Genomic DNA, 18,405 nt, shown 5'->3' on the forward strand with positions numbered 1-18,405 from the left:
TTTTAAATGTCTACAACCACTTTACTTTTACTTTTTTTATCGGTTTTAGTTGCTGGTGGTTTAGCATACTTTCAATATATTTTTAGAGCCAAAAGTAGATTCAAATTGAATGTATTTTTGGCTTTTTTACGTTTTCTAGGCTTATTTGGAATTTTACTTTTGCTGATAAACCCAATAATTAAAAGTGTTTCTTATGAAATTAAGAAAACGAATTTACCAGTATTTATAGATAATTCAGAATCTATTAAAGACTTAAAAGCAAATAATCAAGTAGAAGAAGTACTTAAAGTAATTGAATCAGATAATGAACTAAAAAACAAATTTGATATTCAATATTTTTCTTTTGATAGTTCGGTTTCTAATTTGGATTCGCTAAATTTTACTGGCAAACAAACCCAAATTGATGCTATTGCTAGAGAAATAAAGCAATTATATCGAAATGAACATTTTCCGGTTTTACTTTTAACCGATGGGAATCAAACTATTGGGAATGATTATGTCTATAGTTTTTCTGAAAATTCAAAAGTATATCCCATTATTGTTGGCGATACTACAAAAATTTTAGATTGCAAAATCAATCAAATAAACGTTAATAAATATGCTTTTTTAAAGAATAAATTTCCTGTTGAAGTTTTTGTACAATATAACGATCAAAAATCACTTCCTGCAACAGTTTCAATAAATTTAAATGGAACTATAGTTGCCAAACAAAGTATTACGTTTACTAATGACAAAAAAGCTCAAAACTTAAATTTCTTATTGGATGCTGATAAAGTTGGACCTAAAAAATACACAGTTTCTATTTCAAGTTCTTTAGAAGAAAAGAACACTAAAAATAATGCAAAACCTTTTGTTGTTGAAGTTATCGATCAACGAACAGAAGTTGCTATTATTTCAGCAATTAGTCATCCAGATATTGGTGCTTTAAAAAGAAGTATTGAATCTAATTTACAACGAAAAGTAAGCGTTTTAAAGCCTTCTGATATAAAAAACCTAAACGATTTTAATGTTTTAGTTTTATATCAGCCTGATGCTTCTTTTAAATCAGTTTTTGAAGCTAATAAAAATAGTAAAAGAAATGCATTTATAATTACAGGTTTAGCTACAGATTTCACTTTTTTAAATCTCAACTCAAATGATTTTTCATTTAAAATGAATAATCAAAAAGAAGATTATTTAGCTGTTTTTAATTCAGGTTTTAATCTCTTTTCTTTAAATGATATTGGTTTTGAAGAATTTTCTCCTCTTGAAAGTAAATTTGGAACAATTAAAGCTAAAAATAACAACACAAGCTTATTAAATGCTAAGATTCGCAATACAGAAATTGGTCAGCCTTTTTTTGCTTTTTTAGAAGAAGGAAATGAAAGAAAAGCGTATTTATTTGGTGAAGGCATTTGGAAATGGCGAATGGATTATTATTTGGAACATAAAAACTTTACTGAGTTTGATGTTTTCATAGACAAAACAATTCAATATCTTAATTCAAATGCTTCTAAGCAATCATTAATTGTTAATACAGAAAATTTTTATAATTCAGGTGAGCCAATAACAATTACTGCTGAATATTTTAATAAAAATTATGAATTTGACAGAAATGCTAATCTTGAAATTAAACTAATAAATAAAGAGACTAATATTCAGAAAAATTACAATTTCATTTTAGCAGGAAATGAATATAAAGTAAGTTTGAATGGACTAGACGCTGGTAATTATTCATTTTCTGTTATTGAAAAGAATTCTAACACTACAAAAAGTGGAACCTTTGAGGTCTTAGCGTTTAATATCGAAAAACAATTTGTAAATCCAGATGTTGACAGATTACAACAATTGGCATCCTATACTAACGGAAAATTAGTTTTCCCAAATCAACTTTCAATATTTCTTGGAGATTTAAAACGAGATGAAAACTACAAACCTGTTGAAAAAGAAGTTGTAAAACAAGCGCCATTGATCGATTGGAAATGGTTATTAATTATAATTGTGTTAGTGTTTTCAATTGAGTGGTTTGTTAGAAAATACAACGGTTTAATATAGCTTAAGTTAATTTTAAGAATCAACTAAGTTGTTCTTAAGATTTTAAAAAAGAAGATTATAGATTTTTGTAAAATAAATCTATAATCATGAAGAAGAATTCTGGAAGATATTTATTAACTTTTAAGTTTATCATTGGTTTTTTAACAATTTCATTAGTAATAAGGTTTGCTTTTTTATTTTGGCAAATTTCAGATATAAAACTAACCTTATTAAGTTTTTTACGAATTATTGCAACAGGTTTCTTTTTTGATATTGGCGTATTGTCGTTTATCTTACTTTTTATTAATTTTTATACATTAATTCTTCCAAATAAATACGTTGGTTCTTATTTCGATAAATTAATAGTTTATACTGGCTTTTTCTTAATTACAACAGTTTTAGTATTTACTTTTTTTGCCGAGATAACTTTCTGGGAAGAATTTCATTGTAGGTTTAATTTTGTTGCGGTTGATTATTTGATTTATACTTATGAAGTTGTACAAAATATAAATGAATCTTATCCATTAATTATCTTAATTCCATCAATATTTTTTATTGTTTTTTTAATTTTTATATCTCTAAAAAGAACAAACACTTTTAAAGTAATATTTAATTCAAAAAGTTTACTATCTACTAAATTAATTTTCTTTTTTACAACTGTTTTTTTAGCATTATTTTATGGTCTATATATAAAAAACAACCAAGCTGAGTTATCATCAAATCGATATGAAAATGAAATTTCAAAAGCTGGGATTTATTCGTTTTTTTCAGAATTGAAGAATAATAAGCTTGATTTTAAAACATTCTATCAAAATATTGATGATAACAAAGCTTTTGCAATATTAAAGGATAAGTTGCAAAATGAAAATACAATTTTTATTCCTCAAGATTCTTTATCTATAAAACGTAACATAGTGGATACTTTAGAAGAAAGGAAGCCAAATGTAATTTTTATTTTGATGGAGAGTATGAGTGCTGATTTTATGAAAACATTTGGTAATCATAATGATATAACACCTTTTTTAGATAGTATTGCTAACAATAGTTTGTTTTTTGAAAATTTATATGCAACCGGAAATAGAACAGTAAGAGGAATGGAAGCCGTTACTTTGTCTATTTCTCCTACACCAGGTCAAAGTATTGTTAAGAGGCCAAATAATTCAAATTTATATACGATAGGTTCAGTTTTTAGAGAGAAAAATTATACATGTAATTTCTTTTACGGAGGTGATGGATATTTTGATAATATGAATTCTTTTTATGGCGGAAATGGATTTAATATTTTTGATAGAGGTAGAGGAAGTATTTTATCTGATGATATAAAAACAAAAAGAACTAATATTAATGATGAAGAAGTTACACATGAAAATGCTTGGGGAATTTGTGATGAAGATATTTATAACAAAATGATAATCGAAGCAGATAGATGTTATAAAAATAAAGAACGTTTTTTTAATTTTATCATGACAACATCTAATCATAGGCCTTATACATATCCTAGCGGGAAAATAGATATTCCTTCTGGAACTTCACGAAATGGTGCTGTAAAATACAGTGATTTTGCACTTTCTCAACTACTAGAAAAAGCAAAGAAAAAGCCTTGGTTTGAAAATACTGTTTTTGTTTTAATTGCAGATCATTGTGCTAGTAGTGCGGGGAAGGATGAAATTAATGTTAAAAATTACCATATTCCAGCTTTTATTTTTGGTGCCAATGTAAAATCAAAAAAAACACCTGTTTTATGTAGTCAAATAGATATTTTCCCAACATTATTTTCTCAATTAAATTGGAATTATGAATCAAATTTCTTCGGGCAAAATGTTTTAAATAAAGAATATGAACCAAGAGCTTTGATTGCTACTTATCTAAAATTAGGATTATTGAAAAAGAATAATTCATTATGTATACTTTCAAACAAGAAAGAATGTAACCAATATAAATGGGATAATAAAACAAATGAACTAGTAAAAGTAAATAGCAATTCTATACTTAATCAAGAAACTATTGCATGGTATCAAGTTGCCGACTATCTTTATAAGAATAATAAATTAAATTAATATTAGCTTAAGAATCAAATTTAGCATACTATTTGCTCTAATAAATTGTTTAATTTGTATAAAATAATTAGAATGAAAAAGTTTTTAATTTTAATAGTATTGTTTCTAAGTTCACTTGGATTTTCACAAGATTGGAAATATAATTTTGAGGATGCTAAGAAAATTGCTACAGAGGAAGGAAAGAATATAGTGATGATTTTTTCTGGATCTGATTGGTGTGCACCTTGTATGCGATTAGAAAAAAATATTTGGCAATCTGAAGAATTTAAAAATGAATCTGCAGAAAAGTGGGTTTTATTAAAACTAAATTTCCCTAGAAAAAAAGCAAACCAACTTTCCCAAGAACAAACAAATCACAATAGAGCTTTAGCAGAAAAATATAATAAAGAAGGTAGTTTTCCTTTAGTGATTATTATGCAATCGGATGGTAAAATTTTAGGAAAACTAGGTTTTAAAAATGTAGATCCTAAAGAGTATATTTCTTTAATGGAAGCTTTTGAAAAATAATATGAAAAATTACTTTTTGCTTTTATTATTACTTTCTACTTTTTCTTTTGGACAAATTGTTCATAAGAAAAAGGCTAGCTTGTTAGGAAGTCCTTTCGAGGTTACAGTAATAGCAAAAGATTCTGTAGAAGGTGAATCATTCTGTAATAAGGCAATAGAAGAAGTTAAACGTATAGAAAATTTAATTTCCGATTGGATTCCCGCAACTGAAATTTCAAATGTAAATAAGTATGCAGGAGTAAAACCTATTATAGTTAAAAAAGAAGTTTTTGATTTAGTAGAGCGTTCTCTCCAAATCTCAAGGTTAACAGACGGTGCTTTTGACATCAGTTACGCATCAATGGATAGAATTTGGAATTTTGATGGTTCAATGAAAAAAATGCCTACTCCTGAAGAAATTAAAGCTTCAGTTAGTAAGGTAGGCTATCAAAACGTAATTTTAGACAAAGAAAATTCAACCATTTTTTTAAAAAATAAAGGAATGAAACTTGGGCTAGGAGGAATAGGTCAAGGATATATTGCAGACAAGATTAAAGAGTTATTACAAAGCAAAGGGTGTGTTGGAGGAGTTATAAATGTTTCAGGAGACATAAATACATGGGGTTATCAATTAGATGGAACCCCTTGGACAGTTGCAATTGTTAATCCAATGAATAAATCAAAAGTTTTTGCAACTTTCCCTTTAATAGATAGTGCTGTAGAAACATCGGGTAGTTACGAGAAGTTTGTAGTTTTTAATGGAAAACGATATTCACATATTATCGATCCTAGAACAGGATATCCAGCTAGTGGTTTAGTTAGTGTTTCTGTGTTTGCAAAAAAAACTGAGTTGGCTGATGCTTTAGCAACTTCAATTTTTGTTATGGGAAAGGATGTAGGGTTAGATTTTATTAATCAGCTTCCTGGAATTGAATGTATTCTAGTAGATGATAAAGGTGAAGTTTTTACTTCAAAAAATATAGATATTAAGAAATACCAAAATTAGATGAAGAGTTTAGGAATAATAGTATTGTTACTATTTGCTTTGCAATCTTGTAACACTGTTAAAGAGTACGACAAGCAATATATTAATGATCCGGATATGAAGCTTTCTGCAAAACAAGTAGAAAGATTTGAAACAAATTTTCAAGTATATAGAGAAGCAGCTGCTGGTGCAAATGGTGGAAAAACTGGCGGTGGTTGCGGCTGTAATTAATTGATGACAAAATGAAATTTAAATTTTTTATACTTCTATTCTTTGTAGCTTTTTTTACTCAAGCTCAAGAATCCGATTCAACAGATGTTGCCTATAAAAAACGTGTATTGGAAAGTACCGAAATAGATTTTCTAGCCAGTTATTATAAACAAGATGGTATTCATTCTGCAGTTGCTGGAGGTAATGGAATGGAAGATCTAACAGACATAACACCTACAATTGTTGTTTCAGTTCCGCTTAATGAAGATGATGTATTAACGGCTGATGCTGGAATTTCAGCATACTCATCTGCTTCTTCTGGTAATATTAATCCGTTTGATAGTGCTACACCTAGTCCATGGCAGGCAAGTTCAGGAGCTTCAGCACAAGATGTTTTAACTACTTTAGTTGTAAATTATAGTCATAGTTCTGATGATAGAAATACAGTTTGGAATGCTCATCTTTCAGGTTCGGTTGAATATGATTATTCATCTATAGGTTTTGGAGGTGGATTAACTAAATTGTTTAATGATAAAAATACAGAAGTAAATATTTCAGCAAATGTTTATTTAGATACTTGGAGTCCAATTTATCCAAAGGAATTACAAGATTATGCCGATAATGGCTTAGGTGGAGGAATTTTTAATAATTTTTCAATTTCATCAACTTCATTAACACCTTATAATCCTTCAAGTTTTAAATTTCACGATCAAAAAAATAGAAATTCATATTCATTATCATTTAGTTTTAGTCAAGTATTAACTAAGAAAGTTCAATTTTCAATTTTTGCAGATGTTTTACAACAGCAAGGACTTTTATCTACACCTTATCAAAGAGTATATTTTGCAGATAAAAATGATTATTTTATAAATGAATTTCAACTCGCAGATGATATAGAACGCTTACCTGATAGTCGTTTTAAAATTCCTTTGGGAACAAGATGGAATTTTTATTTAAACGAACGATTTGCAATAAGAACTTATTTTAGATATTATTGGGACAATTGGGGAATAGATTCGCAAACCGCAAGTTTAGAAATACCAATTAAATTATCGACTAGGTTTACAGTTTATCCAATGTATCGCTATTATACACAAAATCAATCTAAGTATTTTGCGCCATTTGAAAAACATTTGTCAACAGAGGAATATTATACTTCAGATTATGATTTATCAACATTTAATGCTAATCAATATGGATTAGGTATAAATTATACTGACATCTTTATGGGAAGTAAAATTTGGAAATTTGGATTGAAAAATATCGATTTAAGATTTAATCATTATAGCAGAAGTGATGGTTTAAATGCTAATATAATATCCTTCGGAATTAAATTTGTACAGCAATAATGCGATTGTTAATTGTAGAAGATGAAATAGGAATTCAAAATTTTCTAAAACAAGGTTTAGAAGAAGAAGGCTTTATTGTAGATACAGCTTCAAACGGTATTGAAGGATTAGATAAGTTTTCAACTGGAAATTACGATTTACTATTGTTAGATTGGATGATGCCTCAATTAACTGGTTTAGAATTGTGTAAAAAAATAAGAGAAACCAATTCTCAAGTTCCTATAATTTTTTTAACGGCTAAAGACACGGTTCAAGAAACTATTGAAGGACTAAAATCAGGTGCAAATGATTATATAAAAAAACCTTTTAGTTTTGAAGAACTCTTAGAGCGTATTAAGATTCATTTTCGTAATGATTTAGAGGAGAAGGTTTTAAAGTTAGGAAATATAACTTTAAATAAAGACAAACATCAAGTTTTTACTAATGAAAAAGAAGTATCTTTAACACAACGCGAATTTGAATTATTAGAGTATCTCATCAAAAATAAAGGTAAAGTTTGTACTAGAACAAATATCATAGAAGATGTTTGGGATATTCACTTTGAATACGATACAGGTGTTATTGACGTTTTTATGAATGCTATTAGAAAGAAACTCAATTTATCCAAAGATGAAGAGTTAATAAAAACAATAAGAGGTGTAGGTTACATTGCAAATGATTAAATTTTTTCCTTTTTCTTTTAAAAATAGAATTGCTTTTAACTACATAGTAAGTGGTTCAATATTAATTGGATTGGTTTTTTTCTTTATATTTCAAATTGTTAAGTATAGTGTTAATCAGCATATAGATGAAGAAGTACATGAAGAATTATTTAAACATTTAAATGATGTAACATTAGACGCTAATGATACATATTTAATTCAAGTTGATCAATGGCGTGCACGCGAACATAATTCAATTACAGTAAATCCCGTATTTGTTCAGTTTTACGATAACAATAAATTAGAAATTGACAAATCTCCAAATTTAAAAGACGCTAATCTTCAATTATTAGACGATTCAAAAAATGATGAGTTTATTAATTCAACTTTGAATAAAATTCCCATTCGTCAAATCCAAACTCCAATTGTAAATAATAATTTAACCGTTGGTTATGTTGTTGTTGCGATGTCTTTAGAAGATTTAGAAATAGTCGCTATTTTAGAAAATATTCTTTTAATTTCTTTTCCTATAATTTTAGTTTTTCTATTCTTATTTGCCCGATTTTTTGCAGGGAAAAGTATTAAACCTGTTAGTACAATTATTGAAACTTCTAGTTTAATTACAAAAGATAATTTAAATACAAGAATCCCATTGCCTGTTAATAAAGATGAATTATATGTATTATCGCAAAATATAAATAATTTATTAGACCGAATTGAGAATGCAATTCAAAGAGAAAAGCAATTCACTTCAGATGCATCACATGAATTACGAACACCTCTAGCAGTTATTAAAGGAACTTTAGAAGTTTTGATTAGAAAACCAAGAACAACTGATGAATACAACGAAAAAATAAATTATTGTATCAAAGAAGTAGATCGTATTAATAACCTAGTGGATCAATTATTGCTATTAGCTAGGTTTGAAAACCAAAATCAAAACATCAAAAGTGAAGAAGTGTTTTTAGATGCATTATTACTAGATACAGTTTCAAGATTTTCAAATCAATTAAAAGAAAAAAATATAAGTATTAAAACTAGTCTAGAACAAGATTGTGTTATTTTGTCAGATAGTTATTTGATTTCTATAGTTTTCAATAATTTAATTTCTAATGCCATTAAATATTCTAGAAATGATGAAAAAATAGATTTGATTTTAAAATCACAGTTGAGCAATTATCAATTTATAGTTAAAGATAATGGTGTTGGTATTTCCAAAGATGATTTAAATAAAATTTTCGATTCTTTCTATCGATCAAATCCTTCAAACCATCCCGATATTAAAGGAACCGGAATTGGCCTTTCCATTGTAAAAAGATTATGTGATTTGTTAAAAATTGATATTTCAATTCAAAGTAATTTAGGAGTTGGAACAACTGTTAATTTGATTTTTAATAAAAGTAATCCTAAGTAAAAATTAAGATATTCTATATTTATTATCACTACATTTGTAATAGAGAATATATTAATGAAAAAAATAATTGCCATATTTTTAATAACCATATTTTTGTGTGCCAACACATCAATAGGGCAATTATTTAAAGTTCCTAATTTAATAGAACATTTTAAAGAACATCAAAATGAAATCGGTTCAAAGTCTATTTCTTTTGTAGCTTTTTTAAAGCTTCACTATTCTAAAACTTCCGAAAATAATCAGCAAGAGCATCAAGATTTACCATTCAAGACTCTTGATAATGTGGTAAGTGTTTTTACTTTTTGTTTTTCTCAGTTTCATCTTGAATTTACAAAGCCCTTAATAGAGAACAAAAAGAAATTTTTCTACAAAAATTCATTCAAATCTAAGTTAACTACTTCTATTTGGTTACCGCCTAAGTTAGTCTAACATTTATCCATTAAATAAAACGATTTATCGTTTCTTAATTGTATTTGTCAAATTTTGACAGATGCTGTTTTTAACTTTATTAATGAAAAGAAATGTTAGAAAAATTAATTGCTTTTAGTTTAAAGAATAAACTTATAATTCTACTTTTTACTTTTGCTGTTTTAGGTTACGGGGTATATTCAGTATTTCAAATATCGATTGGTGCTGTTCCCGATGTTACCAATAATCAAGTACAGGTAATTACCACTTCTCAAAATCTTTCTACAGAAGATATTGAACAATATATTACAGCGACAGTTGAACTTGAAATGGCTAATTTGCCTGGAGTAACAGAAATTCGTTCCATCTCAAAATTCGGTATTTCTGTCGTAACAGTTGTATTTGAAGAAGATATGGGAACGTATCTTCCAAGACAATTGATAGCAGAAAAAATAAAATCAGCTTCTGAAAAGATTCCAGATGGTTTTGGAGTTCCTGAAATGGGACCAATAACAACTGGGTTAGGAGAAATTTATCAATACACTTTAGAAGTAAAACCTGAATATGCCGATCTATATTCTATAACCGATTTAAGAACTATTCAAGATTGGAATGTAAAAAGAAACCTTTCTGGTATTAATGGAGTCGTTGAAATTAACACTTGGGGAGGTTATTTAAAACAGTATGAAGTAGCGGTAAATTCGGCAACTTTAAAAGCCATGAATATTTCTATTTCCGATTTATTTATTTCGCTAGAGAAAAATAATAGTATTGCGGGTGGAGGTTATATTGAAAAAGCAAACGAAAGTTATTTCATTCGTGGCGAAGGAAAAGTTTCTAATCTAGAAGACATCAATACTATTGTCGTTAAAACTACAAACGGAGTTCCAATTTATGTTAAAGATATTGCTGATGTAAAATTTGGTCACGCCAATCGTTTCGGAGCCATTACGGGTAATGGAGAAGGCGAGAAGGTAATGGGACAAATTATGATGCTTAAAAACGCAAATTCAAAGCAAGTATTAAGTAATGTAAAAGAACGTGTTGCCGAATTACAAAAAACATTACCACAAGGGGTTTATATTAATCCGTTTTTAGAAAGAGGAGAATTGGTAGGAAAAACCACTTTTACAGTAGCCGAAAATTTAATTTTAGGCTGTTTAATAGTAATTTTTGTAGTGGTTTTATTATTAGGAAATTGGCGTTCTGGTTTAGTGGTAGCTTCTGTAATACCTTTATGTTTATTATTTGCGATTTCATTTATGAATATTTTCGGAATAGATGCCAATCTAATGAGTTTAGGTGCTATTGATTTCGGAATCATTATTGACGGAGCAGTAATCATAGTTGAATTTATTGCGTTTCAAATCACGCAAAAATCAGCCTCATTAAATCAATTAGCTAAAGATGATAAACAAACTGAAATCGATAAAATAACTTATAGTAGTGCAGCTAAAATGATGAATTCTGCCATTTTCGGTCAGTTAATCATTTTAATTGTATTTATTCCTATTTTATCTTTATCGGGTGTTGAAGGAAAAATGTTCAAACCTATGGCAATGACGTTCAGTTTTGCTTTGTTAGGTGCCATGTTGTTCTGTTTGACCTATGTACCTGTGATTTCATCTTTATTCTTAAAACCTAAAGAGGAAAAAGAAAATTCAATATCAAATCGATTAATTAATAAGCTGAATTCTTGGTATTTACCTGTAATTCATTGGGCTTTGCAAAACACGAAAAAGGTTCTTATTAGTGCATTTAGTTTATTAATTGGAACAGTAATTTTATTTACAACCATGGGTGGTGAATTTATTCCAACATTAGACGAAGGTGATTTTGTTATCCAACCCGTTTTAAAAACCGGAACTTCATTAAGTAAAACTATTGAAACGACAACGTTAATAGAAAAGACGATTCTAGATAATTTCCCCGAAGTAGAACAAGTGGTGAGTAGAATTGGTGCCGCTGAAGTTCCAACCGATCCTATGAGCATGGAAGAAAGTGATGTTATAGTAAAATTGAAACCAAAAAGCGAATGGGTTTCTGCCGATTCTAAAGATGAATTAGCCGATAAGATTAAAGAAGCTATCGAAAAGAAAATTCCGAATATGGAAATCGAATTTACACAACCCATCGAAATGCGTTTTAATGAATTAATCTCAGGAACGCGTTCTGATATTGCGATTAAATTATTCGGTGAAGATTTGGATATTTTGGCTCAAAAAGCAATAGAAATTGAAAGTGCCATAAAAAATGTTGAAGGAGCTTCTGATATTATTGTTGAAAAAACGGAAGGGTTACCGCAAATGACAGTAAGCTTCAACAGAAGTAAAATTGCTCGTTATGGCTTAAATATTTCTGATTTAAATAGCTTTATTGCCTTGGGTTTTGCTGGACAATCAGCGGGACAGGTTTTTGAAGGTGAAAAACGTTTCGATTTAGTCGTTCGTTTAAATGAAAGCAAACGTTCTTCTATCGATGATTTACGAAATTTATTTGTTTCGTTACCTAATGGCGAACAAATTCCGTTGCACGAATTGGCAACCATTCAATACAGTAAAGGTCCAGCTAAAATTTCGCGTGACGATACAAAACGTAGAGTAGTAGTTGGAGTTAATGTTAGAAATCGAGATTTACAAAGTGTTGTAGATGATATTAAAGCAAACATTAAGGATAAAATCAATTTACCTTCGGGTTATTATATCGAATATGGCGGACAATTTAAAAACCTGGAAAGTGCTAAAGCACGTTTAATGATTGCAGTTCCTATAGCTTTAGTGTTGATTTTCATTTTATTGCATTTTGCATTTGGTTCTTTAAAAGAAGCTGCAATGGTGTATTCGGCTATTCCACTTTCAGCTGTCGGAGGCATTTTATTCTTATGGATTCGCGATTTACCATTTAGTATTTCAGCTGGAGTTGGGTTTATTGCTCTTTTTGGTATTGCAGTTTTAAACGGGATTGTTTTAATCGAACATTTTAAAGAATTAAAAGAACATCAAGGCGATATGACTTTAGATGAATTAATTATAAAAGGAACAACCGATAGATTGCGTCCTGTTTTATTAACGGCATCAGCTGCTGCATTAGGTTTCTTACCTATGGCAATTTCAGCTTCAGCTGGTGCAGAAGTACAACGACCGTTAGCAACTGTTGTAATTGGCGGATTAATTACAGCTACCTTATTAACGATGATTGTGTTACCAGTTTTATTCAAATTGTTAGATGAAAAAGAAACAAAGAATATTAAATTCCAAAAAATAAAATCATCGACTTTAATTTTAGTATTTGTATTTTTTGGAATCACAACTCAAAGCCAAGAAAAAAAGGATGAATTATCGAGTTTAATTCAATTAGCCAGTCAAAATAATAAACAAATTAAGGCTTTAGAACTAAAATTAGAAAAAGCTAAAGTAAACGCTACAACCGCTTTTAAATTGGATAAAACAACAGTATATTATAGTTACGATCAAAATAATTTGGCAGTTAATAATGAGCCTTTAAAAGTTTTTGGTGTCCAACAAAATTTTGATTTTCCTTCGCTTTATTTTGCTAAAAAGAAACTTATAAAATCAGATTATGAGGTTGAAAGTAAAGCGTTAGAAATAGAAAAGAGCAAACTAAATCGTAAGGTTTCTAAGAATTATTATGAGATAGTATATTGGCAAAATAGAGAGAAATTGTATCAGTATTTAGATAGTTTGTATCAAAGTTTTTCAAAAGCAAGCAATAGAAGATTTGAATTAGGTGAAACCAATTATTTAGAGAAAATTACGGCACAAGCAAAGTCACAAAAAATTGCTGCCGAATTACAAAAAATAGACAAAGAAAAAGCCGCTTCATACAATGCTTTACAGGCGTTATTGCAAACAGATTCATTAATTGTTATTAAAAATGATGATTTAAATTATAGTTCACTTGAAAAAGCAAATACTGATGTTTATAATTCTTATTATGAGAGTGTTGCAAGTAATTATGATGTCCAATTGAAGTTGCAAAAACAAGCTTGGTTTCCATCCATTTCAGCAGAATATTTTCAAGGCAAGAATACAGGATTGTCTAGTTCGCTTTACGGATTTCAAGTGGGTTTAAATATGCCATTATTCTTTTCTGGAAATGCTAAAAAAACAAAAATGTTGCAATTAGAAAAAGAAAGTTGGAACCAACAAAAAGAAGCTGAATTAACGAAAATAAATCAATTTGTAAATCAAAAAAACAATCAATTAGCAGGAATCAAAACTACAATTGATTATTATGAAACTTCGGGTAAAAAATTGTCCGATGAAATATTGAAAGTCGCCAATATGAGTTATAAACATGGCGAAATTGATTTCTTTCAATACATTCAAAGTTTAGAAAATGCATTGCAAATCAAGATTGATTATTTAGACGCTATTTTAGAATATAACATCATCATTTTAGATATAGAATTTATTAATTACCAATAGATTATGAACAAATTAGTATATACATTTTTAGTTTTAGTTGCATTTACTTCTTGCAAAGAAACAAATACGGAGGAAACTCAAACTGAAACCTCTAATATAGTTACACTTACAAAAGAACAATTTGAAACTTCAAAAATGGAAATCGGTTCGCCTAAAGAACAAGATTTTGATGATGTTTTAAAAGTTTCAGGAAAAATTGATGTTCCAGCAAAGGATAAAGCTAAAATTACTGCGGTTTTAGGTGGTTACATTAAGGCTTCTAATGTTATTATTGGTCAAAAAGTTTCAAAAGGTCAGGCTATTGCTGTTATTGAAAATACTGAATTTATTGATATTCAAAGAGATTACTTAGAAATTTCAGAACAATTAACCTATTTAAAATCGGAATATGTTCGTCAGAAAACGCTTTTTGATGAAAATATCACTTCGCAAAAAAATTACTTAAAAGCGGAAAGTGATTACCAACAAGCAGTTAGTAGCTATAATTCACTTCGTGAAAAATTACAATTGATTAATATTAACCCGAATGCAATTAGTCGTGCGAAATTGAGTTCACAAGTAACTATTTATTCACCTATAAATGGAGTAGTAGTAACTACAAATGCTAATATTGGTGCTTATATTGCTCCAGAAAATACTATTGTTGAAATCGTAAACGATGCTAATTTAATGTTGAGTTTATACGTATTTGAAAAAGACATTTTAAAACTTTCAGAAGGACAAGAAATTCAATTTACTATTGGTGAAAACACGGAAACTATTTATAAATCAAAAATAAAAACTATTGGTAAAGCAATTAATGAAACCGATCGTTCGATTCCAGTATTCGGAGATTTAGATACGGATTTAAAGAAAAAATTAGTGGTAGGAATGTTTACTGATGCTAAAATTTTAATAGGAACTAACAAAGCATTAGGTTTGCCAACAAAAACTTTTGCAGAAGAAGGAAATAAAAAATTCTTATTTTTAGTTACCAAAAAATCAGCAACAGGATATGAGTTTAAAAAAGTTGCTGTTAAAACTGGGATTGAAAATGAAGTATTTACTGAAGTTGTGACTAATTCATTAGTAAATGAAAATTCAGAAGTACTTATAGAAGGTGTTTTTCAAATTAATTAGATATTTAATTATTTCCACTTAATATTGCACCCAATACTTGGTTTTTGATCAGGATTTATTTTTCGATTGTAAACAACTGCGTCAATAGCATTACGTAAATCACTTCCACTTACAGGTATGGCATTTGCTGGACGCGAATCGTCTAATTGTCCGCGATAAACTAGGCGGTCTTGGCTATCAAATAAGAAGAAATCTGGAGTGCAAGCTGCATCATAAGCTTTGGCTACTTCTTGTGTTTCATCATATAAATACGGAAAGTCAATTTTTTGTTCCAATGCAAAATCAGCCATTTTATCAGGCGCATCTTGTGGATAATTTACAATATCATTACTAGAAATAGCAACAATTCCAATGCCTTGTACTCTATAATCGTTTGCTATCATAACAATTTCATCGATAACGTGTAATACAAAAGGACAATGATTACACATAAAAATGACTAGTGAACCTTTGTCACCTTTGATTTTTTCGAAAGTATATTTTTCATTAAAATTAGTAGCCGGTAAATTAAAATCAGGCGCTTTTGTTCCTAATGCAATCATGTTTGAGGGGGTTTGTGCCATTTTATATAAATTAAATTAAAATATCTCATTTGTTATACGTTAGTGTAATCAGAATGTTACAAAAGGTATAGAAAATTCTTATTTTTGATTTAAAAGATTATTATGCAAAAAGAAAATATAACCTGGGGAGATTTTGATAAAATAGATATGAGAGTTGGAACAATTATAAGTGTAAATGATTTTCCTGAAGCTAGAAATCCAGCGTATCAATTACAAATTGATTTTGGTAATGAATTAGGTGTTAAAAAATCTTCTGCTCAAATTACAAACCGTTACCAAAAAGAAGATTTAATTGGAAAACAAATTATCGCTGTGGTAAACTTTCCCAAAAAGCAAATTGCAAACTTTATGAGTGAATGTTTGGTTTTAGGAATAGTAGGAGAAGAAAATGACGTTGTTTTACTTTCTCCAAATTTTAAAGTTGAAAATGGTTTAAAAATGAAATAAAAAAGTCCAACAATTGTTGGACTTTAATTTTTTTGTAAAATTTCAATTAAATATCGTCGAAACTTATGTCTGTAAAACTTTCAGTTGAAGTTGTTTCTTCATTTGAATAGCTTTCTCTTTTGTAATCTTTTTGATGTCTTTCAGAAATGACCTCTTCACCTTTTTGAGATACAACAAAGTCAGTCATTTCATTTAAAATTTCTTGGAAAGCAGCAAAATCTTCTTTGTATAAATAAATTTTGTGTTTTTTAAAGTGGTAAGAACCATCTTCTTCAGTAAATTTTTTGCTTTCAGTAATTGTAATATAGTAATCGTCTGCTTTTGTAGATCTTACATCAAAGAAATATGTTCTTCTACCAGCTCTTAATACTTTAGAAAAGATTTCTTCTTTTTCTAACATGTCATTTTCTCTCATAATCCAATCTTTCAATTAGTGGTTTAGTGTTTCAAAAATCTAAAAAAAAAAATTATAAACCAATTTTTTACTCGATTTCTTTTTCAGAAAGTTGTTTAAGGTATAGTTCATTGTAATAGCCTTCAATCTCTACTAATTGATTATGAGTGCCTTGCTGAATTATTTTCCCATCATCAAGAATAATTATTTTATCAGCGTTTTTAACAGATGAAATTCTATGACTAACTATAATTGTCGTCTTATCTTTACAATACACTAATAAGTTACTCAAAATAGCTTCTTCAGTTTCTGTATCTACAGCACTTAAGCAATCATCAAGTAATAAAATAGGCGCTTCTTTAATTAAAGCTCTTGCTATTGAAACACGTTGTTTTTGTCCACCCGAAAGTGTAATTCCTCTTTCACCCAAAATAGTTTCGTAACCATTTTTAAATTCGATTATATTATGATGTACAAGCGCTTTCTTTGCAACATTTTCAATTTCTTCTTGAGTAGCTTCTTCTTTACCAAACTTAATATTGTTTTTAATTGAATCTGAGAATAAAAATGCATCTTGAGGTACAACACTTATTGCGTCGCGTAAATCATTTAAATTTACTTTTTTTGTGGAGATATTGTCAATAAGAACTTCTCCATTTGATGTATCATACAATCGACTGATTAATGCTAAAATTGATGATTTTCCTGAACCCGTTTTCCCTAGTATTCCAAGTGTTTCTCCTTTGTTAATTGAAAAGGAAATGTTTTTTAAAGCTTCAATATTTGTATCTTCATAAGTAAATGAAACATTATTAAATTCAATTTTACCTTTAATTTCAGAATGATTTGGATTCTCATTTTTAATCTCTGGTTGAACTTTTAAAAATTCATTTATTCTAGCTTGCGATGCTTCGGCTTCCTGTATTAACGATGAAACCCAACCTAAAGAGGCAACTGGCCAAGTAAGCATGTTAATGTACAACATGAATTGTGCTATTTTTCCTAAGTCATTAATCTCAGTACTCCCTTCCATGTACATTAAACCACCAAAATAAATAACTACTAGATTACTCAAACCAATTAATAAAATCATCAATGGGCCAAATAACGAATTTACTTTGGCTAGACTTAAAGCTTTTTCTTTACTATCAATAGTTAATTCTCCAAATTCATCAAGTTTTTGGGGTTCTATCGCATAAGCTTTGATAACTCTAATTCCTGAAAACATTTCTTGAGCAAATGAAGAAAGTGTAGATAAGTTCTTTTGGAATTCGCCACTTCTTTTGTGAATTTCACTGCTTATTTTAAAAATTCCATAAGAAAGGAGTGGAAGAGGCAAAAGTGAATAAAATGTAAGTTTAGGAGATATATTATACATGTAAATAATTACCGTAACAAATGTTATTATTGTATTAATGGAATACATTACTGCTGGTCCTACATACATTCTTACTTTACCTACATCTTCGCTTATTCGATTCATTAAATCGCCAGTGCGATTACGCTTATAAAAACTCTGAGATAGTATTTGATAATGTTTGTATACTTCATTTTTTAGGTCAAATTCAACATAACGTGACATTACGATTAAGGTTTGACGCATTAAAAAGGTAAAAAATCCAGCTACAATAGTTACAACAATAATCCAAATAAACTTCTTTAGGATTTCAGAAAATAACGAATTTGAGTTAGTTTGTGAATTTTCTAAAAATTTTTGAACTAATGCAATAGAATCACCAATGAATTCAGGTACAAATAATTTGATGATTTGTGCGATTATTGTGATTAAAATACCAAATAAAAATCGGTATTTATATTTAACGAAATATTTGTTTAAATACTGTAATTCTTTCATTTAGCTATTAAAAAAG

General features: G+C 28.7%; 15 protein-coding genes. 12 read left to right on the plus strand and 3 right to left on the minus strand.

Translation table 11 applies throughout. From position 1 onward, the window contains the following. Positions 1 to 6: 6 nt before the first annotated feature. The 11 genes from KK2020170_RS08540 to KK2020170_RS08590 all read left to right on the plus strand — a co-directional run bounded on the left by KK2020170_RS08540 (position 7) and on the right by KK2020170_RS08590 (position 15,130). Complete coding sequence (locus KK2020170_RS08540; RefSeq protein ID WP_221257914.1) at positions 7 to 2,034, plus strand: hypothetical protein; 2,028 nt, start codon at positions 7 to 9, stop codon at positions 2,032 to 2,034. Positions 2,035 to 2,120: 86 nt separating this feature from the next. Beyond that, a complete protein-coding gene (locus KK2020170_RS08545; RefSeq protein ID WP_221257915.1) occupies positions 2,121 to 4,070 on the plus strand; it encodes an LTA synthase family protein in 1,950 nt (649 codons plus the stop codon). A gap of 72 nt (positions 4,071 to 4,142) precedes the next feature. Next, positions 4,143 to 4,577 carry a thioredoxin family protein gene (locus KK2020170_RS08550; protein WP_221257916.1) on the plus strand — a complete coding sequence of 145 codons (435 nt, stop codon included), beginning with the start codon at positions 4,143 to 4,145 and terminating at the stop codon, positions 4,575 to 4,577. Position 4,578: 1 nt separating this feature from the next. Continuing rightward, a complete protein-coding gene (locus KK2020170_RS08555) occupies positions 4,579 to 5,562 on the plus strand; it encodes an FAD:protein FMN transferase (protein ID WP_221257917.1) in 984 nt (327 codons plus the stop codon). Beyond that, positions 5,563 to 5,772: a DUF4266 domain-containing protein gene (locus KK2020170_RS08560; RefSeq protein WP_221257918.1), complete on the plus strand. Its 210-nt coding sequence runs from the start codon at positions 5,563 to 5,565 to the stop codon at positions 5,770 to 5,772. A gap of 11 nt (positions 5,773 to 5,783) precedes the next feature. Then, on the plus strand, positions 5,784 to 7,100 hold the full coding sequence (locus KK2020170_RS08565; RefSeq protein WP_221257919.1) for a DUF3570 domain-containing protein: 1,317 nt from the start codon (positions 5,784 to 5,786) through the stop codon (positions 7,098 to 7,100). Further along, positions 7,100 to 7,762 carry a response regulator transcription factor gene (locus KK2020170_RS08570; protein WP_221257920.1) on the plus strand — a complete coding sequence of 221 codons (663 nt, stop codon included), beginning with the start codon at positions 7,100 to 7,102 and terminating at the stop codon, positions 7,760 to 7,762. Before KK2020170_RS08565 ends, KK2020170_RS08570 begins: the two co-directional genes overlap by 1 nt. Then, entirely contained in the window at positions 7,755 to 9,155 is a 1,401-nt protein-coding gene (locus tag KK2020170_RS08575) for a sensor histidine kinase (protein ID WP_221257921.1), read from the plus strand. Before KK2020170_RS08570 ends, KK2020170_RS08575 begins: the two co-directional genes overlap by 8 nt. Positions 9,156 to 9,209: 54 nt before the next feature. Beyond that, positions 9,210 to 9,584, plus strand: coding sequence for a hypothetical protein (locus KK2020170_RS08580; RefSeq protein ID WP_221257922.1), 375 nt, complete (start codon positions 9,210 to 9,212; stop codon positions 9,582 to 9,584). A 92-nt stretch (positions 9,585 to 9,676) separates the two neighbouring features. Continuing rightward, positions 9,677 to 14,011, plus strand: coding sequence for a CusA/CzcA family heavy metal efflux RND transporter (locus KK2020170_RS08585; RefSeq protein ID WP_221257923.1), 4,335 nt, complete (start codon positions 9,677 to 9,679; stop codon positions 14,009 to 14,011). Positions 14,012 to 14,014: 3 nt separating this feature from the next. Further along, positions 14,015 to 15,130 carry an efflux RND transporter periplasmic adaptor subunit gene (locus KK2020170_RS08590; RefSeq protein WP_221257924.1) on the plus strand — a complete coding sequence of 372 codons (1,116 nt, stop codon included), beginning with the start codon at positions 14,015 to 14,017 and terminating at the stop codon, positions 15,128 to 15,130. 8 nt (positions 15,131 to 15,138) lie between these two features. Here KK2020170_RS08590 and KK2020170_RS08595 read toward each other — a convergent pair whose 3' ends face one another. Next, a complete protein-coding gene (locus KK2020170_RS08595; RefSeq protein ID WP_221257925.1) occupies positions 15,139 to 15,693 on the minus strand; it encodes a thioredoxin family protein in 555 nt (184 codons plus the stop codon). Positions 15,694 to 15,795: 102 nt separating this feature from the next. Between KK2020170_RS08595 and KK2020170_RS08600 the strand changes: the two genes are divergently transcribed. Then, a complete protein-coding gene (locus KK2020170_RS08600) occupies positions 15,796 to 16,140 on the plus strand; it encodes a tRNA-binding protein (RefSeq protein ID WP_221257926.1) in 345 nt (114 codons plus the stop codon). Between the two features lie 46 nt (positions 16,141 to 16,186). On the opposite strand, the gene KK2020170_RS08605 is transcribed toward KK2020170_RS08600, so the two are convergent. Together KK2020170_RS08605 and KK2020170_RS08610 are read right to left on the minus strand one after the other, a co-directional pair. Continuing rightward, complete coding sequence (locus KK2020170_RS08605) at positions 16,187 to 16,555, minus strand: PUR family DNA/RNA-binding protein (RefSeq protein WP_221257927.1); 369 nt, start codon at positions 16,553 to 16,555, stop codon at positions 16,187 to 16,189. 67 nt (positions 16,556 to 16,622) lie between these two features. Further along, complete coding sequence (locus tag KK2020170_RS08610; RefSeq protein WP_221257928.1) at positions 16,623 to 18,389, minus strand: ABC transporter ATP-binding protein; 1,767 nt, start codon at positions 18,387 to 18,389, stop codon at positions 16,623 to 16,625. Between the last annotated feature and the right edge of the window lie 16 nt (positions 18,390 to 18,405).

Source organism: Flavobacterium okayamense (assembly GCF_019702945.1).
Taxonomy (GTDB): Bacteria; Bacteroidota; Bacteroidia; order Flavobacteriales; family Flavobacteriaceae; genus Flavobacterium; species Flavobacterium okayamense.

Bases quoted from the DNA above. Each gene is read 5' to 3' on its own strand.
- KK2020170_RS08545 (WP_221257915.1), top strand. From the start codon at position 2,121: ATGAAGAAGAATTCTGGAAGATATTTATTAACTTTTAAGTTTATCATT.
- KK2020170_RS08565 (WP_221257919.1), top strand. From the start codon at position 5,784: ATGAAATTTAAATTTTTTATACTTCTATTCTTTGTAGCTTTTTTTACT.
- KK2020170_RS08560 (WP_221257918.1), top strand. From the start codon at position 5,563: ATGAAGAGTTTAGGAATAATAGTATTGTTACTATTTGCTTTGCAATCT.
- KK2020170_RS08590 (WP_221257924.1), top strand. From the start codon at position 14,015: ATGAACAAATTAGTATATACATTTTTAGTTTTAGTTGCATTTACTTCT.
- KK2020170_RS08600 (WP_221257926.1), top strand. From the start codon at position 15,796: ATGCAAAAAGAAAATATAACCTGGGGAGATTTTGATAAAATAGATATG.
- KK2020170_RS08585 (WP_221257923.1), top strand. From the start codon at position 9,677: ATGTTAGAAAAATTAATTGCTTTTAGTTTAAAGAATAAACTTATAATT.
- KK2020170_RS08575 (WP_221257921.1), top strand. From the start codon at position 7,755: ATGATTAAATTTTTTCCTTTTTCTTTTAAAAATAGAATTGCTTTTAAC.
- KK2020170_RS08610 (WP_221257928.1), bottom strand. From the start codon at position 18,389: ATGAAAGAATTACAGTATTTAAACAAATATTTCGTTAAATATAAATAC.
- KK2020170_RS08550 (WP_221257916.1), top strand. From the start codon at position 4,143: ATGAAAAAGTTTTTAATTTTAATAGTATTGTTTCTAAGTTCACTTGGA.
- KK2020170_RS08570 (WP_221257920.1), top strand. From the start codon at position 7,100: ATGCGATTGTTAATTGTAGAAGATGAAATAGGAATTCAAAATTTTCTA.
- KK2020170_RS08555 (WP_221257917.1), top strand. From the start codon at position 4,579: ATGAAAAATTACTTTTTGCTTTTATTATTACTTTCTACTTTTTCTTTT.
- KK2020170_RS08595 (WP_221257925.1), bottom strand. From the start codon at position 15,693: ATGGCACAAACCCCCTCAAACATGATTGCATTAGGAACAAAAGCGCCT.
- KK2020170_RS08580 (WP_221257922.1), top strand. From the start codon at position 9,210: ATGAAAAAAATAATTGCCATATTTTTAATAACCATATTTTTGTGTGCC.
- KK2020170_RS08540 (WP_221257914.1), top strand. From the start codon at position 7: ATGTCTACAACCACTTTACTTTTACTTTTTTTATCGGTTTTAGTTGCT.
- KK2020170_RS08605 (WP_221257927.1), bottom strand. From the start codon at position 16,555: ATGAGAGAAAATGACATGTTAGAAAAAGAAGAAATCTTTTCTAAAGTA.